This is a genomic window from Streptomyces sp. NPDC030814, assembly GCF_055572155.1.
In genome coordinates this window covers 297,596-317,170 of record NZ_JBVIDX010000003.1, presented here as the reverse complement: position 1 = coordinate 317,170, position 19,575 = coordinate 297,596, and the positions used below count along the sequence as shown (strand labels likewise).

Annotated in this window: 20 protein-coding genes and 1 riboswitch; of the genes, 10 read left to right on the top strand and 10 right to left on the bottom strand. The window is 71.7% G+C overall.

Annotated elements, in window-relative coordinates; translation table 11 throughout:
• Positions 1–19: 19 nt before the first annotated feature.
• Positions 20–131: riboswitch (TPP riboswitch) on the top strand.
• The 5 genes from thiO (at position 129) to ACZ43N_RS08250 (ending at position 5,575) form a co-directional block, all read left to right on the top strand.
• Complete coding sequence (gene thiO, locus ACZ43N_RS08270; protein WP_468095906.1) at positions 129–1,304, top strand: glycine oxidase ThiO; 1,176 nt, start codon at positions 129–131, stop codon at positions 1,302–1,304. (Overlaps the previous riboswitch by 3 nt.)
• Positions 1,305–1,327: 23 nt before the next feature.
• Positions 1,328–1,528, top strand: coding sequence for a sulfur carrier protein ThiS (gene thiS / locus ACZ43N_RS08265; RefSeq protein ID WP_468096461.1), 201 nt, complete (start codon positions 1,328–1,330; stop codon positions 1,526–1,528).
• A gap of 3 nt (positions 1,529–1,531) precedes the next feature.
• Positions 1,532–2,326 (top strand): thiazole synthase, encoded by a 795-nt coding sequence (locus ACZ43N_RS08260; protein WP_468095904.1) that lies wholly within the window; start codon positions 1,532–1,534, stop codon positions 2,324–2,326.
• Positions 2,327–2,575: 249 nt separating this feature from the next.
• Positions 2,576–4,486, top strand: coding sequence for a Stk1 family PASTA domain-containing Ser/Thr kinase (pknB, locus tag ACZ43N_RS08255; protein WP_468095902.1), 1,911 nt, complete (start codon positions 2,576–2,578; stop codon positions 4,484–4,486).
• 156 nt (positions 4,487–4,642) lie between these two features.
• Positions 4,643–5,575, top strand: a complete 933-nt coding sequence (locus ACZ43N_RS08250; protein WP_468095900.1) for a deoxyribonuclease IV — start codon at positions 4,643–4,645, stop codon at positions 5,573–5,575.
• 49 nt (positions 5,576–5,624) lie between these two features.
• On the opposite strand, the gene ACZ43N_RS08245 is transcribed toward ACZ43N_RS08250, so the two are convergent.
• Positions 5,625–6,272: a sulfite oxidase-like oxidoreductase gene (locus ACZ43N_RS08245; RefSeq protein ID WP_468095898.1), complete on the bottom strand. Its 648-nt coding sequence runs from the start codon at positions 6,270–6,272 to the stop codon at positions 5,625–5,627.
• A gap of 174 nt (positions 6,273–6,446) precedes the next feature.
• On the opposite strand from ACZ43N_RS08245, the gene bfr reads away from it, so the two are divergent.
• Positions 6,447–6,926 (top strand): bacterioferritin, encoded by a 480-nt coding sequence (gene bfr, locus ACZ43N_RS08240; protein ID WP_468095896.1) that lies wholly within the window; start codon positions 6,447–6,449, stop codon positions 6,924–6,926.
• Positions 6,927–6,957: 31 nt separating this feature from the next.
• Here bfr and ACZ43N_RS08235 read toward each other — a convergent pair whose 3' ends face one another.
• Both ACZ43N_RS08235 and ACZ43N_RS08230 read right to left on the bottom strand, forming a co-directional pair.
• Positions 6,958–7,200, bottom strand: a complete 243-nt coding sequence (locus tag ACZ43N_RS08235) for a (2Fe-2S)-binding protein (protein WP_468095895.1) — start codon at positions 7,198–7,200, stop codon at positions 6,958–6,960.
• 152 nt (positions 7,201–7,352) lie between these two features.
• Positions 7,353–8,705, bottom strand: a complete 1,353-nt coding sequence (locus ACZ43N_RS08230) for a class II 3-deoxy-7-phosphoheptulonate synthase (RefSeq protein ID WP_468095893.1) — start codon at positions 8,703–8,705, stop codon at positions 7,353–7,355.
• 135 nt (positions 8,706–8,840) lie between these two features.
• Here ACZ43N_RS08230 and ACZ43N_RS08225 point away from each other — a divergent pair, with 135 nt between their 5' ends.
• Entirely contained in the window at positions 8,841–8,897 is a 57-nt protein-coding gene (locus ACZ43N_RS08225) for a trp operon leader peptide (RefSeq protein ID WP_101392327.1), read from the top strand.
• Between the two features lie 120 nt (positions 8,898–9,017).
• Positions 9,018–10,934 carry an anthranilate synthase family protein gene (locus tag ACZ43N_RS08220; protein ID WP_468095891.1) on the top strand — a complete coding sequence of 639 codons (1,917 nt, stop codon included), beginning with the start codon at positions 9,018–9,020 and terminating at the stop codon, positions 10,932–10,934.
• A gap of 105 nt (positions 10,935–11,039) precedes the next feature.
• Here the strand turns inward: ACZ43N_RS08220 and ACZ43N_RS08215 are convergent, their stop codons facing one another.
• The 4 genes from ACZ43N_RS08215 to ACZ43N_RS08200 form a co-directional block, all read right to left on the bottom strand.
• Positions 11,040–12,068 carry a 6-phosphofructokinase gene (locus tag ACZ43N_RS08215; protein WP_468095889.1) on the bottom strand — a complete coding sequence of 343 codons (1,029 nt, stop codon included), beginning with the start codon at positions 12,066–12,068 and terminating at the stop codon, positions 11,040–11,042.
• Between the two features lie 185 nt (positions 12,069–12,253).
• Positions 12,254–12,901, bottom strand: coding sequence for a response regulator (locus tag ACZ43N_RS08210; protein ID WP_468096459.1), 648 nt, complete (start codon positions 12,899–12,901; stop codon positions 12,254–12,256).
• A gap of 77 nt (positions 12,902–12,978) precedes the next feature.
• A complete protein-coding gene (gene macS, locus ACZ43N_RS08205; protein ID WP_468095888.1) occupies positions 12,979–14,232 on the bottom strand; it encodes a MacS family sensor histidine kinase in 1,254 nt (417 codons plus the stop codon).
• A 69-nt stretch (positions 14,233–14,301) separates the two neighbouring features.
• Positions 14,302–15,102 carry a lysophospholipid acyltransferase family protein gene (locus ACZ43N_RS08200; RefSeq protein ID WP_468095887.1) on the bottom strand — a complete coding sequence of 267 codons (801 nt, stop codon included), beginning with the start codon at positions 15,100–15,102 and terminating at the stop codon, positions 14,302–14,304.
• Between the two features lie 197 nt (positions 15,103–15,299).
• Here ACZ43N_RS08200 and ACZ43N_RS08195 point away from each other — a divergent pair, with 197 nt between their 5' ends.
• Positions 15,300–16,217, top strand: coding sequence for an alpha/beta hydrolase (locus ACZ43N_RS08195; RefSeq protein ID WP_468095885.1), 918 nt, complete (start codon positions 15,300–15,302; stop codon positions 16,215–16,217).
• Positions 16,210–16,914 carry a hypothetical protein gene (locus ACZ43N_RS08190; RefSeq protein WP_468095884.1) on the top strand — a complete coding sequence of 235 codons (705 nt, stop codon included), beginning with the start codon at positions 16,210–16,212 and terminating at the stop codon, positions 16,912–16,914. The genes ACZ43N_RS08195 and ACZ43N_RS08190 overlap by 8 nt, the downstream gene beginning before the upstream one ends.
• 156 nt (positions 16,915–17,070) lie before the next feature.
• On the opposite strand, the gene ACZ43N_RS08185 is transcribed toward ACZ43N_RS08190, so the two are convergent.
• The 3 genes from ACZ43N_RS08185 to ACZ43N_RS08175 form a co-directional block, all read right to left on the bottom strand.
• Positions 17,071–17,829: an endonuclease/exonuclease/phosphatase family protein gene (locus ACZ43N_RS08185; protein WP_468095882.1), complete on the bottom strand. Its 759-nt coding sequence runs from the start codon at positions 17,827–17,829 to the stop codon at positions 17,071–17,073.
• Between the two features lie 146 nt (positions 17,830–17,975).
• Positions 17,976–18,929: an ROK family glucokinase gene (locus ACZ43N_RS08180; protein ID WP_099963902.1), complete on the bottom strand. Its 954-nt coding sequence runs from the start codon at positions 18,927–18,929 to the stop codon at positions 17,976–17,978.
• Between the two features lie 95 nt (positions 18,930–19,024).
• Positions 19,025–19,531, bottom strand: coding sequence for a DUF5304 domain-containing protein (locus ACZ43N_RS08175; protein ID WP_468095881.1), 507 nt, complete (start codon positions 19,529–19,531; stop codon positions 19,025–19,027).
• Positions 19,532–19,575: the final 44 nt, after the last annotated feature.

The window sequence follows — 19,575 nt, the reverse complement described above, 5'->3', positions numbered from 1 at the left end:
GGGCTAGGGTGGGCCACCGTAGAGCACTCGCGGGAGCCCGGACGCACCGGGCTGAGAGGGAGGCTGGCGGCCTCCGACCGTACGAACCTGATCCGGGTCATGCCGGCGAAGGGAGGGGCTGGACGCCCATGTCGCGTACGCACACCTCAGACGTCCTCGTCGTGGGGGGCGGGATCATCGGGCTGGTCACGGCCTGGCGGGCCGCCCAGCTGGGGTTCACCACCACCGTCGTGGATCCCGAACCCGGTGGCGGGGCGGCCCAGGTCGCGGCCGGGATGCTCGCCGCGGTGACCGAGCTGCACTACGGCGAGCAGACGCTGCTGGGGCTCAACCTGGAGTCCGCGCGCCGCTACCCGGACTTCGCGGCCGAGCTGACCGAGGCGAGCGGCACCGATCTCGGCTACCGCCGCTCCGGCACACTCGCCGTCGCCCTCGACGCCGACGACCGGGCCCACCTGCGGGAACTGCACGCGCTGCAACGCCGTTCGGGCCTGGAGTCGGAGTGGCTGAACGGGCGCGAGTGCCGCCGTCTGGAGCCGCTGCTGGCGCCGGGGGTACGCGGCGGTCTGCGGGTCGACGGGGACCACCAGATCGACCCGAGGCGGCTCTCCAGGGCCCTCGTCACGGCCTGCGAGCGGGCCGGGGTCGTGTTCCACCGGGCCTGGGCCGAGGAGCTCTCCGTGGTGCGGGGGCGGGCCGCCGGGGTCAGGGCCGACGACGGCGCCGAGCTGGCCGCCGGGCGGGTGGTCCTGGCCGGGGGCAGCCACAGCGGGCGGCTCGCCGGGGTCCCGGACGACGTCCTGCCGCCGGTGCGGCCCGTGAAGGGACAGGTGCTGCGGCTGACCGTGCCGAAGCGGTACGCGCCCTTCCTGACCCGGACCGTACGGGCCGTGGTCCGCGGCAGCCACGTCTACCTGGTGCCGCGCGAGAACGGCGAACTCGTCGTCGGCGCCACCAGCGAGGAGCTCGGCTGGGACACGACGGTCACCGCCGGCGGGGTGTACGAACTGCTGCGGGACGCCCATGAACTCGTCCCCGGCATCACCGAGCTCCCGCTCACGGAGACCCGCGCGGGACTGCGCCCCGGTTCCCCCGACAACGCCCCGCTCCTCGGCCCCACCGAACTCGACGGCCTGCTCCTCGCCACAGGCCACCACCGCAACGGGGTGCTCCTCACCCCGGTCACCGGCGACGTCCTGGCGCACGTCCTGATCAGCGGTGAACTGCCCGAGGTGGCGCGGGACTTCACACCGCTGCGGTTCCGGGCCGGCGCGCGCAGGGAACTGTCGGAGCAGCCCGTATGAGCGCCGTGGACCGCACCGGCGTCATGACCGTCCTCGTCAACGGGGAGCGGCGACAGGTCGCTCCCGGCACCGCCCTCGGCACGCTCGTACGCACGCTCACCGCGTCCCCGTCCGGCGTCGCCGCCGCGCTCAACGAAACCGTCGTCCCGCGCGCGCAGTGGCCGTCGACGTTCCTCTCCGAGGGGGACCGTGTCGAGGTCCTGACCGCCGTCCAAGGAGGCTGACCCATGGCAGACGACCCCTTCGTCCTCGGCGGTACGACCTACTCGTCCCGCCTGATCATGGGCACGGGCGGCGCCCCCAGCCTCGATGTGCTGAAGCGCGCGCTGGTGGCCTCCGGCACGGAGCTGACGACGGTCGCGATGCGCCGGGTGAACGCCGCCGTGCACGGCTCGGTGCTCTCCGTGCTCGGCGAACTGGGCATCCGGGTGCTGCCCAACACGGCCGGCTGCTTCACGGCGGGCGAGGCCGTGCTCACCGCGCGGCTCGCCCGGGAGGCGCTCGGCACGGACCTCGTGAAGCTGGAGGTCATCGCCGACGAGCGGACCCTGCTGCCGGACCCGATCGAGCTGCTGGACGCCGCCGAGACGCTGGTCGACGACGGTTTCACCGTGCTGCCGTACACCAACGACGACCCGGTGCTCGCGCGGAAGCTGGAGGACGTCGGCTGTGCCGCGATCATGCCGCTCGGGTCGCCGATCGGTTCGGGGCTCGGCATCCGCAACCCGCACAACTTCCAGCTGATCGTGGAGCACGCGCGCGTACCGGTGATCCTGGACGCGGGGGCCGGTACGGCGTCGGACGCGGCGCTCGCGATGGAGCTGGGGTGCGCGGGCGTCATGCTCGCCTCCGCGGTGACGCGGGCGCAGGAGCCGGTGCTGATGGCTGCCGCCATGCGGAACGCGGTGGAGGCGGGCCGCCTCGCGTACCGGGCCGGCCGCATCCCCCGACGCCACTTCGCGGAGGCGTCGTCCCCGAGCGAGGGCCTGGCCCGGCTGGACCCGGAGCGGCCGGCGTTCTGAACCGCTTCGCGCCCAGGGGCGGGGTGGCGCCGGACGCCCCCGGGGCGGAGGGGTTCAACGCGTGGGCGGCCGCGGGTCGGCCGTGGTCGCTCGCGGCAGGCCACGAACCCGCAGCCGCCGACGACACGGCATCCCCCGGGTTCCCAGCGGAACCCCGGCCCGTGCGGGACGGTCACAGGTCTGCTGCAGTCCGTCCCTGTCGCGCCGGAACCGGTGGGGGTGTCCCTGACGGCTCGTAGACTCACGTGCGTGGACACGACCCTTCAGGACCCGCTTGTCGGCCAGGTGCTCGACGGCCGGTATCGAGTCGAGGCGCGGATCGCGGTCGGCGGGATGGCCACGGTCTACCGGGCCGTGGACACCCGCCTGGACCGGGTGCTCGCGCTCAAGGTGATGCATCCGACCCTGGCCGCGGACGGCTCGTTCGTGGAGCGGTTCATCCGCGAGGCCAAATCGGTGGCGCGCCTCTCCCATCCGAACGTGGTGGGGGTCTTCGACCAGGGCACCGACGGGTCGTACGTCTACCTCGCCATGGAGTACGTCGCCGGCTGCACCCTCCGTGACGTGCTGCGCGAGCGCGGCGCCCTGCAGCCGCGGGCCGCGCTGGACATCCTGGAGCCGATCCTCGCCGCCCTCGGCGCGGCGCACCGCGCCGGTTTCGTGCACCGGGACATGAAGCCGGAGAACGTGCTGATCGGGGACGACGGCCGGGTCAAGGTCGCCGACTTCGGGCTGGTCCGCGCCGTGGACACCGTCACCAGCACCACGGGCACCGTGCTCGGCACCGTGGCCTACCTGGCCCCGGAGCAGCTGGAGCACGGCACGACCGACACCCGCGTGGACGTGTACGCGTGCGGGGTGATGCTCTACGAGATGCTCACCGGCGGCAAACCCCACGGCGGGGACACCCCCGCCCAGGTGCTGTACCACGCGCTGAACGACGACGTACCGCCGCCGTCGGCCGCCGTGCCCGGCCTGCCGTACGAACTGGACGAGCTGGTCGCCTCGGCGACCGCCCGCAGCCCGGAGCTGCGGCCGTACGACGCGGTCGCGCTGCTCGCGCAGACGCTGGAGGCGCGGGGCGCGCTGAGCGTCGAGCAGCTGGACGCGGTGCCGCCGCAGGCGAGAAGTGCCGGGCACGACAACGGGGAGGACCGCACGAGCGTCATCCCGCGGTCGCTGACCGTGTCCCGTTCGGCGGGGCTCGACGAACTGGGCCGGACGAGCCGGTTCGAGACGCCCCCGCCGCCGCCCCGGCGCACCCGCGGCGGCACCACGCCCCGACGCGGCCTGCTCGCGATCGTCGTCGCCGTGCTGCTCGTGCTCGGCGTGGGCGGGGGCATCTGGTACATCAGCTCGGGCCAGTTCACCAAGGTCCCGGCGGTGCTGGCACAGTCGGAGGCCGCCGCGAAGAAGCGGATCGAGGGAGCGGGGCTCGGCGTCAAGGTCGAGCGCGAGTTCAGCGACACGGTCAGGCGCGGCGCGGTGATACGCACCGACCCGGAGCCGGGTGACCGCATCCGGGACACCGACACCGTCACGCTGACGATCTCCAAGGGCCCCGAGACCGTGGCGCTGCCCGACCTGAAGGGCTACCGGCTGGACAAGGCGAAGGCCCGGCTGAAGAGCGACGGGCTGGAGCCGGGCCTGGTGACACGGGAGTTCAGCGACGAGATCATCAGGGGCCAGGTGATCCGCACCGACCCCGGCGCCGGCACCGAGGTGTCCTCGGGCTCGGCCGTCGCGCTCGTGGTCAGCCGGGGAGCCCCGGTGGAGGTCCCGGACGTGGTGGGTGACTCGGTCGACGACGCCACCGCGGCGCTGGAGGACGAGGGTCTGAAGGTGACGATCTCCTCGGAGCAGGTCCACTCCCAGTTCGACAAGGGCCTGGTCGCCGAGACGTCCCCGGGCGAGGGCAAGCAGGTCGGCACCGGCGACACCGTCACCCTGACGATCTCCAAGGGCCCCGAGATGATCGAGGTCCCGGACGTGGTGGGCGACAGCGTCGACGAGGCGAGGCAGCAGTTGGAGGACGCGGGCTTCGAGGTCGACGAGGACCGGGGGCTTCTCGGGCTCTTCGGTGACGAGGTCAAGGGGCAGTCGGTGGAAGGCGGCGGGAAGGCGCCCAAGGGATCGACGATCACGATCGAGATCGGCTGACCGCGCCACCCTGTGCCGGGCCCGAGACGTCTCGGGCCGGCCGACGGCACCGGGGCTCGGGCGCCCGCCGGCACCCGCCTCCGCCGGGAAGCGGACGACTGGGCGCCCATGGCATCCGCCGACCGGGCGACTCCTGCCGCATGACACCCTTGTGCGGTGAGTACTGCGCAGTCCCCCGGCCTTCCCGGCCCCTCCTCGCCCCCGTCCGGCTCCGTCTCCCCGGTGGCCGGTCCGTCGCGCAACCCCGTCGGCGGACATGTGCCCGTCGCCGGCGGGCTGAACTCGGTCGGGCTCTCCTACGCCCGTGATCTGAAGGCCGAGACCGTACAGGTCTTCGTCGCGAACCCGCGGGGCTGGGCGACGCCTGTCGGGAACCCACGGCAGGACGAGGAGTTCCGGGCGGCCTGCGCGGCCGAGTCGATCCCCGCGTATGTGCACGCCCCCTATCTGATCAACTTCGGCTCGCACACCGAGGCGACGGTCGAGAAGTCCGTGGAGTCGCTGCGGCACTCGTTGCGCCGGGGCCGGGAGATCGGCGCCCTGGGCGTGGTCGTGCACACCGGGAGCGCGACCGGTGGCCGGGATCGTTCGGTCGCCCTGAAGCAGGTGCGCGCGTATCTGCTGCCGCTGCTGGACGAGCTGACCCACGACGACGACCCGTTCCTGCTGCTGGAGTCGACCGCCGGCCAGGGCGCCTCCCTGTGCTCGCGGACCTGGGACTTCGGCCCGTACTTCGAGGCGCTCGACGCCCATCCGAAGCTCGGCGTCTGCCTGGACACCTGCCATGTCTTCGCGGCGGGCCACGACCTGACCGGGCCCGACGGGATGCACCGCACGCTGGACCTGCTGGTCGACACCGTCGGCGAGGGCCGGCTGAAACTGATCCACGCCAACGATTCCAAGGACGTGGTCGGCGCCCACAAGGACCGCCACGAGAACATCGGCTCCGGCCATATCGGCGAGGACCCGTTCCGCGCCCTGATGACCCACCCGGCCACCGAGGGCGTACCCCTGATCATCGAGACCCCCGGCGGCAAGGAGGGCCACGCGGCGGACGTGGAACGCCTGAAGAAGCTTCGCGACTGCTGACCCGCCGCCCGGGCGGGCCGCGGCCGTGGGGCGCGCGAGCCGGCCCCGGTCAGAGGTCGGGGCCCTCCCCCGGTTCCTCCTGGTAGGAGTAGCGCTGCTCGCGCCACGGGTCGCCGATGTTGTGGTAGCCGCGCTCTTCCCAGAAGCCTCGCCGGTCGGCGGTCATGTACTCGATGCCCCGCACCCATTTGGGGCCCTTCCAGGCATAGAGGTGGGGCACGATGAGCCGGAGGGGAAAGCCGTGCTCGGCGGTGAGGAGTTCGCCGTCCTTGTGGGTGGCGAAGATCGTGCGGTCCGAGGCGAAGTCGGTGAGCCGGAGATTGGAGCTGAAGCCGTACTCCGCCCACACCATCACATGGGTGACCTCGGCGGCCGGGGGCGCGAGCTCCAGGATCGTTCGGGCGGGAATGCCGCCCCACTCCGCGCCGACCATGCTGAACTTCGTCACGCAGTGCAGATCGGCCACGACCGAGGCGTACGGCAGTGCGGTGAACTCGTCGTGCGTCCAGCTGTGCTTCTCGCCGTCCGCGGTGGCGCCGAAGACCCGGAAGTCCCACCGCTCGGGGCGGAACTTGGGTACGGGACCGTAGTGCGTCACCGGCCAGCCGCGCTGGAGTCGCTGTCCCGGCGGAAGCTGCGGCTGTACCGCGTTCTCAGATGCGCGATCTCCCGACTCGCGTCCCACCGGCTGACCCATGACTCCATCCTGACAGACCCCGAGTGGTGCACATGACCAGGGCCCGCCCGACTGGGACAAAACGAACTAAGGCTGCGCTAACTTACTAAGCTTGCACTTACTGGACGATCTTCAACGCCGGTGGAATCATCGCGGCGCAACCCTCCAGTTCCCCGCTTGGAAGGAGCCTCTGCGATGCAGGGCGACCCCGAGGTCATCGAATTCCTCAACGAGCAGCTGACCGCCGAGCTGACCGCGATCAACCAGTACTTCCTGCACGCGAAGATGCAGGAGAACTTCGGCTGGACGAAGCTCGCGAAGTACACACGGCACGAGTCGTTCGACGAGATGAAGCACGCCGAGGTGCTCACCGACCGGATCCTGTTCCTGGACGGCCTGCCGAACTACCAGCGACTGTTCCACGTCCGCGTGGGCCAGACCGTAAAGGAGATGTTCGAGGCCGACCGGCAGATCGAGGTGGAGGCGATCGACCGCCTCAAGCGTGGCATCGAGGTGATGCGGACCAAGGGCGACATCACGTCCGCGAACATCTTCGAGTCGATCCTGGCCGACGAGGAGCACCACATCGACTACCTGGACACCCAGCTCGAACTGCTGGAGAAGCTCGGCGAGGCGCTCTACATCGCGCAGCTGATCGAACAGCCGGAGAGCTGAGCCCTCGCATCGAGGAGCGGGACCGGACGGGCTAAGCGGCTTCCTCGAGTTGCTGCAGATCGGAGAAGGCCGGCTGCCCCTGGTCGGCCGACTCCCGGCGCGGGCACGCGCCCCTGCCCAGAATCGCCTGGATACGGCGGACGCACGAACCGCAGTCCGTGCCGGCCTTGCAGGCCGACGCGATCTGGCGAGGGGTGCAGGCGCCGTCCGCCGCATGCTTCTTGACCTGCTGCTCGGTGATGCCGAAGCAACTGCAGACGAACACGCGGTTCACCTCCCGCCGGGACAGATGCGTAAGGCCACCCCGAATGATGATCGGTGAGGCTAACCTAACCTTACCCGGCGGCAGGGGAGCGCAAAAGTGGAGTGGGGCGCGGATCGTATGTGATCCGCGCCCCACTCACGCTGCTGTGACAGCTGCGCCCCTCACTGGTCCCGGTACATCTCGGCGACCAGGAAGGCCAGGTCGAGGGACTGGCTGCGGTTGAGCCGGGGGTCGCAGGCGGTCTCGTAGCGCTGGTGCAGATCGTCGACGAAGATCTCGTCGCCGCCGCCCACGCACTCGGTGACGTCGTCGCCCGTGAGCTCCACATGGATGCCGCCCGGGTGGGTGCCCAGGGACTTGTGGACCTCGAAGAAGCCCTTGACCTCGTCGAGCACGTCGTCGAAGCGACGGGTCTTGTGGCCGGAGGCCGCCTCGAAGGTGTTGCCGTGCATCGGGTCGGTCACCCACGCCACGGTCGCGCCGGAGGCGGTGACCTTCTCGACCAGCTCGGGCAGCTTGTCGCGGACCTTGTCCGCCCCCATGCGCACGATGAAGGTGAGACGACCGGGCTCGCGGTCCGGGTCGAGGCGCTCGATGTACTGCAACGCGTCCTCGGCCGTGGTCGTCGGGCCGAGCTTGATGCCGATCGGGTTGCGGATCTTCGAGGCGAACTCGATGTGCGCGTGGTCCAGCTGGCGGGTGCGCTCACCGATCCACACCATGTGCGCCGAGACGTCGTACAGCTGGCCGGTGCGCGAGTCCACGCGGGTCAGCGCCGACTCGTAGTCGAGCAGCAGCGCCTCGTGCGAGGAGAAGAACTCGACGGTGCGGAACTCCTCCGGGTCGGCCCCGCAGGCGTGCATGAAGTTCAGCGCGTTGTCGATCTCGCGGGCGAGCTGCTCGTAGCGCTGGCCGGACGGGGACGACTTCACGAAGTCCTGGTTCCAGGCGTGCACCTGGCGCAGGTCGGCGTAGCCGCCGGTGGTGAAGGCGCGGACCAGGTTCAGCGTGGAGGCGGAGGCGTGGTACATCCGCTTCAGACGCTCCGGGTCCGGGATCCGGGCCTCTTCGGTGAAGTCGAAGCCGTTGACGGAGTCGCCCCGGTAGGTGGGGAGCGTCACGCCGTCGCGGGTCTCGGTCGGCTTGGAGCGCGGCTTGGAGTACTGGCCGGCGATGCGGCCCACCTTCACGACGGGCACGGAGGCCGCGTACGTGAGGACGGCGCCCATCTGGAGGAGCGTCTTCAGCTTGTTGCGGATGTGGTCCGCCGAGACGGCGTCGAAGGCCTCTGCGCAGTCGCCGCCCTGGAGGAGGAACGCCTCTCCCTTGGCGACGGACGCCATCCGGGCGCGCAGCTGGTCGCACTCGCCCGCGAAGACGAGCGGCGGATACGACTCGAGCTCCGCAACGACTGCGCGCAGAGCCTCGGGGTCGGGGTACTCGGGCTGCTGCGCCGCGGGCAGGTCTCGCCAGGTGTTGCCAGCGCTCGCGCTGGACTTAGCGTTCACGGTCACGACGTCCACATTACGGGGTCGTGTCGGACGTCCATCCCCCTGCTCATCAAGTGAGACGAACCCCGCTCGATCGGGACGGGGACCGCGGGGCGTGGCCCGTGGCGCCAGCGGACCGCCTCCGGTAGGGTGCGGCGCATGTTCGCGCACTCGAACCAGAACTGGTGGTGGACCGCTCATCCGGCGGCCCACTGACTGCGCGTACGCACGACTTCGCGAAGGCCGCCCGAGGGGCGGCCTTCCGTGTTTCCACCACCGGGCCGTCCCTCCTCGACACGCAGCGATCACGCACCGATCCGCCAAGAGGAGAACCCGATGGACCTGGCTCGACTCCTGCACGACCACCGCCCGTTCGCGCTGCTGCGCCGCCGCACACCCGGCCTCCACGGCCACGACACCGTGGAGGTCCTGATCGGCCCGGTCTCGGCCTGCGAGCGGCTCGCCGACCTCCCCGACGAGGGACTGGCCCTCGTTCCGTTCCGGCAGATCCGCGAACGCGGCTTCGACGTCCGCGACGACGGCACGCCCCTGTCGGTGCTGGTGCCGGAGGAGTCGTACCAGGTGCCGCTGGAGCGGGCGCTCGCGCAGTTGCCGGCGCACGACGTGCGGGTCGAGGGCGGCGGTTTCGACGTCGGCGACGAGGAGTACGCGGAGATCGTCGGCCGGGTGCTGCGCGAGGAGATCGGGCGGGGCGAGGGCGCCAACTTCGTGATCCGGCGGACGTACGAGGGCACGGTCCCCGGCTTCGGACGCGCCGACGCGCTCGCGCTGTTCCGGCGACTGCTGGAGGGCGAGCGGGGCGCGTACTGGACGTTCGTCGTCCACACCGGGGAACAGAAAGGGCCCGAAGGGCCTTCCTCGGAAGGGCGGGGGCGGGAGACGGGTGGGCGGACCCTCGTCGGGGCCAGTCCCGAGGTGCATGTCCGGATGTCCGGGGGGACGGTCGTGATGAACCCGATCAGCGGCACGTACCGGTATCCGGCCGGCGGGCCCACTCCGGAGGACCTGCTGGCCTTCCTCGCCGACGGCAAGGAGATCGAGGAGCTGTCGATGGTCGTCGACGAGGAGCTCAAGATGATGTGCACGGTCGGCGACATGGGCGGGGTCGTGGTCGGGCCCCGGCTGAAGGAGATGGCACACCTCGCGCACACCGAGTACGAGCTGCGCGGGCGCTCCTCGCTGGATGCGCGGGAGGTCCTGAGGGAGACCATGTTCGCGGCGACCGTCACCGGGTCGCCCGTGCAGAACGCCTGCCGGGTCATCGAGCGGCACGAGGTGGGTGGGCGCGGCTACTACTCGGGGGCGTTGGCGCTGCTGGGGCGGGACGAGGGCGGGGCGCAGACCCTGGACTCGCCGATCCTGATCCGGACCGCCGACATCGCCGCCGACGGCACGCTCAAGGTGCCGGTCGGCGCCACGCTGGTCCGAGGCTCCGACCCGGCCGGCGAGGTCGCCGAGACCCACGCCAAGGCGGCGGGGGTGCTGGCGGCGCTGGGCGTGCGGCCCGGGCGGCCGGAGCGGGAGCGGGTGCGGCCGGGGCTCGCGGAGGACCCCAGGGTGCGGGCGGCGCTGGACGGGCGACGCGCGTCGCTGGCGCCGTTCTGGCTGCGGATGCAGGAGCGCACGGCCGAGCTGACCGGGCACGCACTCGTGGTGGACGCGGAGGACACGTTCACCGCGATGCTCGCGCATCTGCTGCGCTCGTCCGGGCTGGAGGTGACGGTACGGCGGTATGACGAGCCGGGGCTCAGGGAGGCCGTGCTCGGGCACGCCGGGCTGGTCGTGCTGGGGCCGGGGCCCGGCGACCCCGGGGACGCGGACGACCCGAAGATGCGGTTCCTGCGGGGGCTGACCGCCGAGGTGCTGCGGGACCACCCGTACGGGGTGCTCGGGGTGTGCCTCGGCCATGAGCTGATCGCGGCCGAGCTGGGACTGGAGATCGTGCGCAAGGAGGTGCCGTACCAGGGGGCGCAGACCTCGGTCGACCTGTTCGGGCGGGAGGAGGTCGTCGGCTTCTACAACAGCTTCGTGGCGCGCTGCGACGACGGGGCGGCCGAGGAGCTGGCCGCGCACGGGGTGCAGGTCAGCCGTAGCGGTACCGGGGAGGTGCACGCGTTGCGGGGGCCCGGGTTCGCGGGGGTGCAGTTCCATCCGGAGTCGGTGCTGACGCTGGACGGGATGAGCGTGGTGCGGGAGCTGGTGGCAGGGCTGCGGGCCCTGCGGGCGCAGTAGCTCTTGTTTGCCGGGGGCGGGTGGGTGGGGGCTGGTCGCGCGGTTCCCCACGCCCCTGCAAAGCACCCACCCGCACCCGGCAACGCACGCGAACCCCGTCCCCGGTCAGCCGAAGAAGACGCCGACCTCCTCGTACAGCGCGGGATCCACCGTCTTGAGCTTGGCCGTCGCGTCGGCGATGGGGACGCGGACGATGTCCGTGCCGCGCAGCGCGACCATCTTGCCGAAGTCGCGGTCGCGGACCGCGTCGATGGCGTGGAGCCCGAAACGCGTGGCGAGCCAGCGGTCGAACGCGCTGGGCGTGCCGCCGCGCTGGACATGGCCGAGGACGGTCGTACGGGCCTCCTTGCCCGTCCGCTTCTCGATCTCCTTGGCCAGCCATTCCCCGACGCCGGACAGCCGGACGTGCCCGAAGGAGTCGAGGGACTCGTCCTTCAGGACCATCTGGCCGTCCTTCGGCATCGCGCCCTCCGCCACGACCACGATCGGCGCGTACGAGGCCTTGAAACGGGACGTCACCCAGGCACACACCTGGTCGATGTCGAAACGCTGTTCGGGGATGAGGATCACGTTGGCCCCGCCGGCCAGGCCGGAGTGGATGGCGATCCAGCCCGCGTGGCGGCCCATCACCTCCACGACCAGGACACGCATATGGGACTCGGCCGTCGTGTGCAGCCGGTCGATCGCCTCGGTCGCGATGCCCACGGCCGTGTCGAAACCGAACGTGTAGTCCGTCGCCGACAGGTCGTTGTCGATCGTCTTCGGGACGCCCACACAGGGCACGCCGTACTCGTCCGACAGCCGCGCGGCCACGCCCAGGGTGTCCTCGCCGCCGATCGCGACGAGCGCCTCGACCTCCTGCTTGGCGAGGTTGTCCTTGATGCGGCGGATGCCGCTCTCCTCCTTGAGCGGGTTGGTGCGCGAGGAGCCGAGGATCGTGCCGCCGCGGGGCAGGATGCCGCGCACGGCGGGGATGTCGAGGCGGACGGTGTCGTTCTCGAGCGGACCTCGCCAGCCGTCGCGGAAGCCGACGAAGTCATAGCCGTACTCCTGCACGCCCTTGCGGACGATGCCCCGGATGACGGCGTTGAGCCCGGGGCAGTCGCCGCCTCCGGTCAGTACTCCGACCCGCATGGAAATATCCCTTCACCGCGGTTGCCGTAAGCCTTCCGCAGCACCGTAATGGTGACGCAGGTCACTTCGACATGACCGAGTAAGGGCAATTCCGGTGAACTGTCGGGCGGTTGGTTTACTCCTCGGATTGGTCTATCGACGCATTTGCCGATCCACCGGGTCGGGCCGGCCTCCCGGGCGGCGGTCTACTCGTCGTCGAGGCCGCGTTCGATGGCGTAGCGGACGAGCTCAACCCGGTTGTGGAGCTGGAGCTTGCCGAGGGTGTTCTGGACGTGGTTCTGGACCGTGCGGTGCGAGATGACGAGGCGTTCGGCGATCTGCTTGTAGCTCAGGCCCTTGGCGACGAGGCGAAGCACCTCGGTCTCCCGGTCGGTGAGCTGCGGCGCCCCCGGCTCGTCCGCGCCCGTGGCGGGCGCCGGCTCGGAGGCGAGGCGGCGGTACTCGCCGAGGACCAGACCGGCCAGGCCGGGAGTGAAGACGGGGTCGCCGACCGCGGTGCGGCGTACGGCGTCGATCAGCTCCTCGGTCGAGGCGGACTTCAGCAGATAGCCCGTGGCACCGGACTTCACCGCCTCCAGCACGTCCGCGTGCTCGCCGCTCGCCGACAGCACGAGGACGCGCAGGGCCGGGTTGGCGCCGACCAGTTCCTTGCAGACCTGGACGCCGGGCTTCGCGGGCAGGTTGAGGTCGAGGACGAGGACGTCGGGCGCGGCGGCCTTGGCGCGGCGCACCGCCTGTTCTCCGTCGCCCGCCGTGGCGACCACGTCGAAGCCGGACTCGGTCAGGTCGCGGGCGACGGCGTCACGCCACATGGGGTGGTCGTCGACCACCATGACCTTGATCGGGCCGCCCGGCTGCTCCCGCCCGTCGACGCCCGGCAGCTCCTGCCCGTCCAGCACGTTGTGCTCCGTCACCGCTTCTCCGCCTTCCCCCGTGTGTCCTTCGGTGCTTCCGAGGCCCTGGGTACCTTCAGTTCGACTTCCGTGCCCTGTCCCGGCACCGAGATCAGCTCCGCCGTGCCGCCGATGTCGCGCAGCCGCCCTCGGATGGACAGGGCCACTCCGAGCCGCCCCTCGCCCTCGGCCTGGGCGAGCCGCCCCTCGGGGATGCCGGGACCGTCGTCCCGTACGGTCACGACGACCTCGTCCGGCCAGTCCTCGACCAGGATCCAGGCCCGCGCCCGCTCACCCGCGTGCCGGCGCACGTTGTCCAGGGCGGCGCCGACGGCGGCGGCCAGCTCCCGCGCGGCGTGCGCACCCAGCTCCACCGGGCCGCCCGGCTCGGACAGGGTGACCATCGCCCCGGCATAGGGGACGAGGAGGGAACGCAGGTCCACCGGGCCGTGGCCGGACTCCGTCGCGTCCGGCTCGTCCGGCTCGTCCACCGCCCGGACGAGCGCCCCCTCGGCCGCGTCCTCCGAGATCCGTGAGACCGGTACGAGGCCGCCGGAGACCAGGGTGCGCAGCGCGACCTCCTGCTCGCCGGCCATCCGGCCGAGCTCCGCGGCCTCGCCGCCGAGGGCGGTGCCGCGCCGCTGGACCATGGCGAGGACCTGGAGCACGCTGTCATGGATGTCGCGGGCGAGGCGCTCCCGTTCCCGGGTGGCGGCCTCGATCTCCAGGGCGCGGGCGAGGGTGCGCTCGGAGGCGCGGGCGACCTCGACGACATAGCCGATGGCGATGGAGGCGACCCACACGAGCAGCACGTTGTGGATGGTGTCGCGGGTGGGCGCGCCGCGTTGGACCAGGTTGGCGACGGCGACCAGGGTGGAGGCGAAGGCCGCCCACCGCCAGCCGCCCTTGACGGCGAAGGCCAGGACGGCGCCCGCCGTCCATATCGACGGCAGCGTCGGGCCTCCGCCCTCGATCCGCGCCGGCGAGTCGGCGAGCCGGGTGAGCAGGATGCCGACGACCGCGATGGTGAGGTCGGCGGCGAGGAACCGCTTGGTGCAGCTGGCCGCGTTGGCGACCTTGGGGAGGGTCGCCAGGGTCCAGCCGGCCAGCACCACGAAGTAGACGATCGCGAGCCACGGGCGCTGGAACCTGCCGTACGCGCTGATGAACAGGCCGACCGCGTAGATCATCGTCAGGACCCGGTAGCCGGTGAGCGCACGCCACAGCGGCAGCTCGACCGACATCCTCATGACTCTCTCGCGCTTCGGCATGTGCCCGACCCCCACCCCACCCACGACGGACGCGTTGTCGGGACGCGACCGTATCCGGGAACGCGACCGCTACGAAGCCGGCCGGTCCCGGTCCGCCTTCTCGGCCTGCTCCTTCTCGGCCTGCTCCTTGGCCGCCTGGTCCTTCTCGGCCTTGGCGAGAGCGGCCTTGGCGGCCTTGTCGGCCTCCTTCTCCGCCTTGGCCGCCTCCGCGATCTGCCGCTTGGCGGCGGTCGCGTAGATGTCGACGTACTCCTGGCCCGAGAGCTTCATGATCTCGTACATGACCTCGTCGGTCAGCGCCCGCAGGACGAAGCGGTCGTGCTCCATGCCCTGGTAGCGGCTGAAGTCGAGGGGCTTGCCGATCCGGATACCGGGCCGCATCACCTTCGGCAGGACCTTGCCGGGCGGCTGGATCTTCTCGGTGTCGATCATCGCGACGGGGATGACGGGCGCGCCGGTGGCGAGGGCCACGCGGGCGAGGCCGCCGGGCTTGCCCCGGTAGAGGCGGCCGTCGGGCGAGCGGGTGCCCTCGGGGTAGATGCCGAACAGCTCGCCGCGCTCCAGGACCTGGATGCCGCTCTTGATGGCGGCCTCGCCCGCGCCGCGCGCGCCGGAGCGGTCCACGGGGAGCTGGCCGACGCCCTTGAAGAAGGCCGCCGTGAGCTTGCCCTTCACGCCGGGCGTCGTGAAGTACTCCGCCTTCGCGATGAAGGTGACCTTGCGGTCGAGGACCGCGGGCAGGAAGAACGAGTCGGAGAACGAGAGGTGGTTGCTCGCCAGGATCGCCGCGCCCTCGGCCGGAATGTTCTCCAGGCCCTCCACCCAGGGCCGGAAGGTGACCTTGAGCGGTCCCCCGATGGCGACCTTCATCGCGCCGTACAACAACCGAGTGCCTCTCTGTGTTCTGAGGATCAGACCTTAACCCGGACGACTGACGAACAGCCCGGCGCCCCGCCCTCCACGCCTCCCCCGCCGACCGAAGCCCCTGGTCGGTGTCAGTGCGGTCGCGTACGGTGAACCACACCGGGACTCGTTTCACACCCTTCTCATGAACAGGAGACCGAACCGTGCCGGTCCTTCCTGGAGCCGAGCCCTACCGCCACGAGGGCGGGCAGGTCGGAGTCCTCCTCTGTCACGGCTTCACCGGTTCCCCGCAGTCGCTGCGCCCCTGGGCCCGGTACCTCGCCGAGCACGACCTGACCGTCGTCCTGCCCCTGCTGCCGGGCCACGGCACCCGATGGGAGGACCTGCGGATCACCGGCTGGCAGGACTGGTACGCGGAGGTGGACCGCGAGCTGCGCGCCCTGCGCGAGCGCTGTGCGCGGGTCTTCGTGGCCGGGTTGTCCATGGGCGGCGCGCTGGCGCTGCGGCTGGCCGCGAAGCACGGGGACGCGGTCGACGGCGTCGTGCTCGTCAACCCGGCCAACGAGGTGCACGGCCTGGCGGCCCGCGCCCTCCCCCTGCTCCGGCACTTCGTCCCCACCACCAGGGGGATCACCGACGACATCGCGAAGGAGGGCGTCACGGAGCTGGGGTACGACAAGGTGCCTCTGCACGCGGCGTACTCCCTGCGGACCTTCCTGCGGCTGGTCGACGGGGAACTGCCCCAGGTGACGCAGCCGTTGCTGCTGTTGCGCAGCACCGAGGACCATGTGGTGCCGGCTTCCGACTCCGAGCGGGTGCTCGGCCGGGTGTCGTCCACGGACGTCACCGAGGTCCTGCTGGAACACAGCCACCATGTCGCGACGTTGGACCACGACGCGGACCGCGTTTTCGAGGAGAGTCTGGCGTTCGTCACCCGTGTCGTGGGGGGCGATGCGCCGGATGCCGCGCAGGGGACCGAGGCGGAGTCCGCGGAGGGCTCCGGGGCGGAGTCGGTGAAGGAGTCCGGGACGGAATCCGTACAACAGTCCGGGTCGGGATCCGCGGGGCGGTTCGGTGCGGGATCCATGGAGCAGAGGGAAGGGACGGCCACTGGTGGCTGAGCACGACTCCGAGCGTGAGCCGGAGGAGAAGGGCGCGCCACTCGGTGAGCGCCACGGTGACTCGCGCGGATCGGGCTCGGGCGGACCGGGTTCCGGCGGATCGGGCGGTCCGGGTGCCGCGTCCGAGGACTCGCCGGGCGAGGAGCAGCACGTGCCGTTCGACGAGGACGCCGCCTGGCGGGCCATCGTTGCGGGGTTCGGCGAGGAGCCGCCCGACCCGCCGGGCGCCAAGCCATTCCGTTCGGTGGAGGACCTGGCGCTGCTGGAGGCCGATCCGGAGGAGTCCTCGGACAAGCCCGCCGGCGGCCCCCCCGACAGTGCCGGACCCGCGGCCCCGAAGCCCCTGGGCAGCTCGGTCGCGTTCGCGCCCGGCGTCGGCCCGCGGGACTACACCGTTCCCGACCCGGTGGGCGAGGACACCGCCGAGGACGACGACGATGACGACGACGAGGGCCATTTCGTGCCTCCGGAGCCGCCGCCGCTGCCGGAGGCCGACGCGACCGCCAAGTTCGCCTGGCTGGGCGTGGTCGGCGGCCCGGTCCTGCTGCTGCTCGCCGTGCTGCTCGGCTGGGACATGACCTGGTGGCTGACCACCCTGGGCATCGGTGGCTTCCTCGGCGGTTTCGCCACGCTGGTGATGCGGATGAAGAGCGAGGACGAGGACGACGACGATCCGGGGCGGGGCGCGGTCGTCTGACCCCCCGCCGCCGTACGAGGGGCCCGCCCGGGACGTTCCGGGCGGGCCTCGCCCTTGTGGGCGCCGTCGTCCGCCGGAATGGGACTCGCATCCGGCGAGCGGCGAAGGACGGGTCAGGAACCTGAACGAGCCCAAGCAGCGGCCGGTGGCCGTCGGCTAGGGCGACGCGGCGGGCACCCTGAGAGCGGCCAGGACCGGAAGGTGGTCCGTGGCCGCCCTCAGGTCGCGCCGGGTGATCCCCGGCAGGTCGAGCGGCACCCCGCAGCCGAGGACCTCGATGCCGGGGGTGGCCAGGACGGCGTCGATGCGCTGGTGCGGGTCGGCCGGGGTGGAGGTGCACTCGCTGCCCCAGGGCGCGATGGCCCAGCAGTCCTGGAGTGCGCCGGCCAGACGCCGGAACGTGCGGCCGTCCGGGCGTTCGTTTAGGTCGCCGCCCGCGACGGCGTGTTCCACGCCCAGTGCGGCCAGCCGGTCGAGGAGCATGCCGCCCTGCTCGTACCGCTCGTCCTGCTGCAGGGAGAGGTGGCAGGACAGGACGCCGAGGCGGGCTCGGCCGAAGCGCACCACCGCCGTGGCGAAGCCGCGTCGGTGCAGGCCGGGGGTGAGCGGCAGCAGGACGTCCTCGGTGCGCTCGACGGTCGCGCGCAGGCCGCACAGCAGGGCGGGTCCCGAGGCGGTGGCGCCGCCGGAGAGGGTGACGAGGTCGGAGGCCGCGGCGAGTCGCGCGAGCTTCTTGCGCCAGCGGAAGAAACGAGGCGCTTCCTGGATGAGGACCAGGTCGGGGGCGCAGCTCTTGATCACCCGGGCAAGGGCGTCGGTGTCGTCCCGCATCGAGCGGATGTTGTAGCTGAGGACGCGGATGGTCGCCGAACCGTCGGGGTTCGTGCGGGAGTTGGGCAGCGGGTTCGTCGCCATGGGGATCAAGATACGCCCCGAGCACAGGGGTATTTGTCCGTTTGCGACCTGGGTGTGTTCGTGGTTCGTCCCGCCCGCGCGGCGGAGCCGCCCACGGGTACGGCCCCGCGCCCCTTCGGGGGCACGGGGCCGTCGCTGACCGGAGGTCACATGATCGGGTCGGGTTCTCTCGCCAGGTCGGCCGCGCCCACCAGGCCGGCCTCGTTGCCCAGCTGGGCGGCGATGACCTGGGCGACCGGGCGCCAGTTCCCGCCGACCAACCAGCGCTTGTACGACTTGCGGATGGGGTCGAGGACCAGCTCGCCCTCGTCGGACAGGCCGCCGCCCACGATGAACGCCGACGGGTCGAACAGGGAGGCGAGGTCGGCGAGACCGGCGCCGGCCCAGCGGGCCAGCTCGCGGTAGGAGTCGACGGCGACGGGGTCGCCCTGGCGGGCGGCCATGGAGATGTGCTTGCCCTCGATGCCGTCGGGAGTGCCGTCGCCGAGGCCGAGGAGGATCTCGGCGTTCTCGGGGGTCGCATTGGCGCGCTGCTTGGCGTACCGCACCAGCGCGCGCCCCGATGCGTACTGCTCCCAGCAGCCCTGGCTGCCGCAGCCGCACAGCAGACCGTCGGGCACCATGCGGATGTGGCCGAACTCGGCGGCCACGCCGAAGTGCCCGCGGCGCAGCTTGTTGCCGATGATGATGCCGCCGCCGAGGCCGGTGCCGAGGGTGATGCAGATGACGTTGCGGTGGCCCTTGCCCGCGCCGAACTTGTACTCGCCCCACGCGGCCGCGTTGGCGTCGTTCTCGACGACGACGGGCAGGCCCACGCGGGCCTCGACCTTCTCCTTCAACGGCTCGTTGCGCCAGTCGATGTTGGGGGCGAAGTAGACCGTGGAGCGCTGGCGGTCGACGTAACCGGCAGCGCCGATGCCCACGCCGACGATCTCGTGTCCGGCTCGCGCGCCCTCGACGGCGGCGGCGATGGCGTCCACGATCGCCTCGGGTGTACCCGGGGTCGGCACCTTGTGGGTCGAGAGGATGTTGCCTTCCTCGTCGACCACACCGGCCGCGATCTTGGTACCGCCGATGTCGACGCCGATGGTGAGTCCCATGAATCCCTCAGTTTCGGTCGAGCCCCGCTACGGCCAACCGTACCCGAGGGCCCCGCACCGGGGCTCCCGTCGTCCGCCGGGCGGACAGCCCGGCGTCAGTCCAGGTCGATGCGTTCCCCGGGGCCCGGACCGTCGTCCTCGTCGCGGTGTTCCCGGTGAGCGGTGTCACGGGTGGTCCAGCGGCGTTCCTGGGCCTCGACGGCGGAGCGGTACGCGGCGAGCAGTTCGTTGCCCGCGGCGGCGAGGTGGTCGAAGACGTCCGGGTTGCGTTCGATGACGGGTTCGACGGCGGCCTTGGCCTGCCGGACGACCTGGCTGACCATCTGCTGGGCCGCTCCGCCCGCCACCGCGCCGAGCAGCGGTGACTGGAGCCCGGACAGCTTGTCGGCGACGGTGTCGACCAGTTTGCGCAGTTCCTCGGCGGCCGAGCCCGGGGGCGGCCCGTGCTGCGCCCGGCGGCGGGCCTTCTCCGCGGCGAGGTCCTCCTCGCACGCGGTGGCCCAGGCGTCGGCGTCCGTCGCCCGCACCTCGTACTCGTCCGCACCGGCCTGGCCGGCCGCGTCCTGACGAGCGGCATCGGACGTGGGGCGCTCTTCGCTCATGGCGGACTCCTGCCTACGGTTCGTACCTTCGACGTTACCCGAAC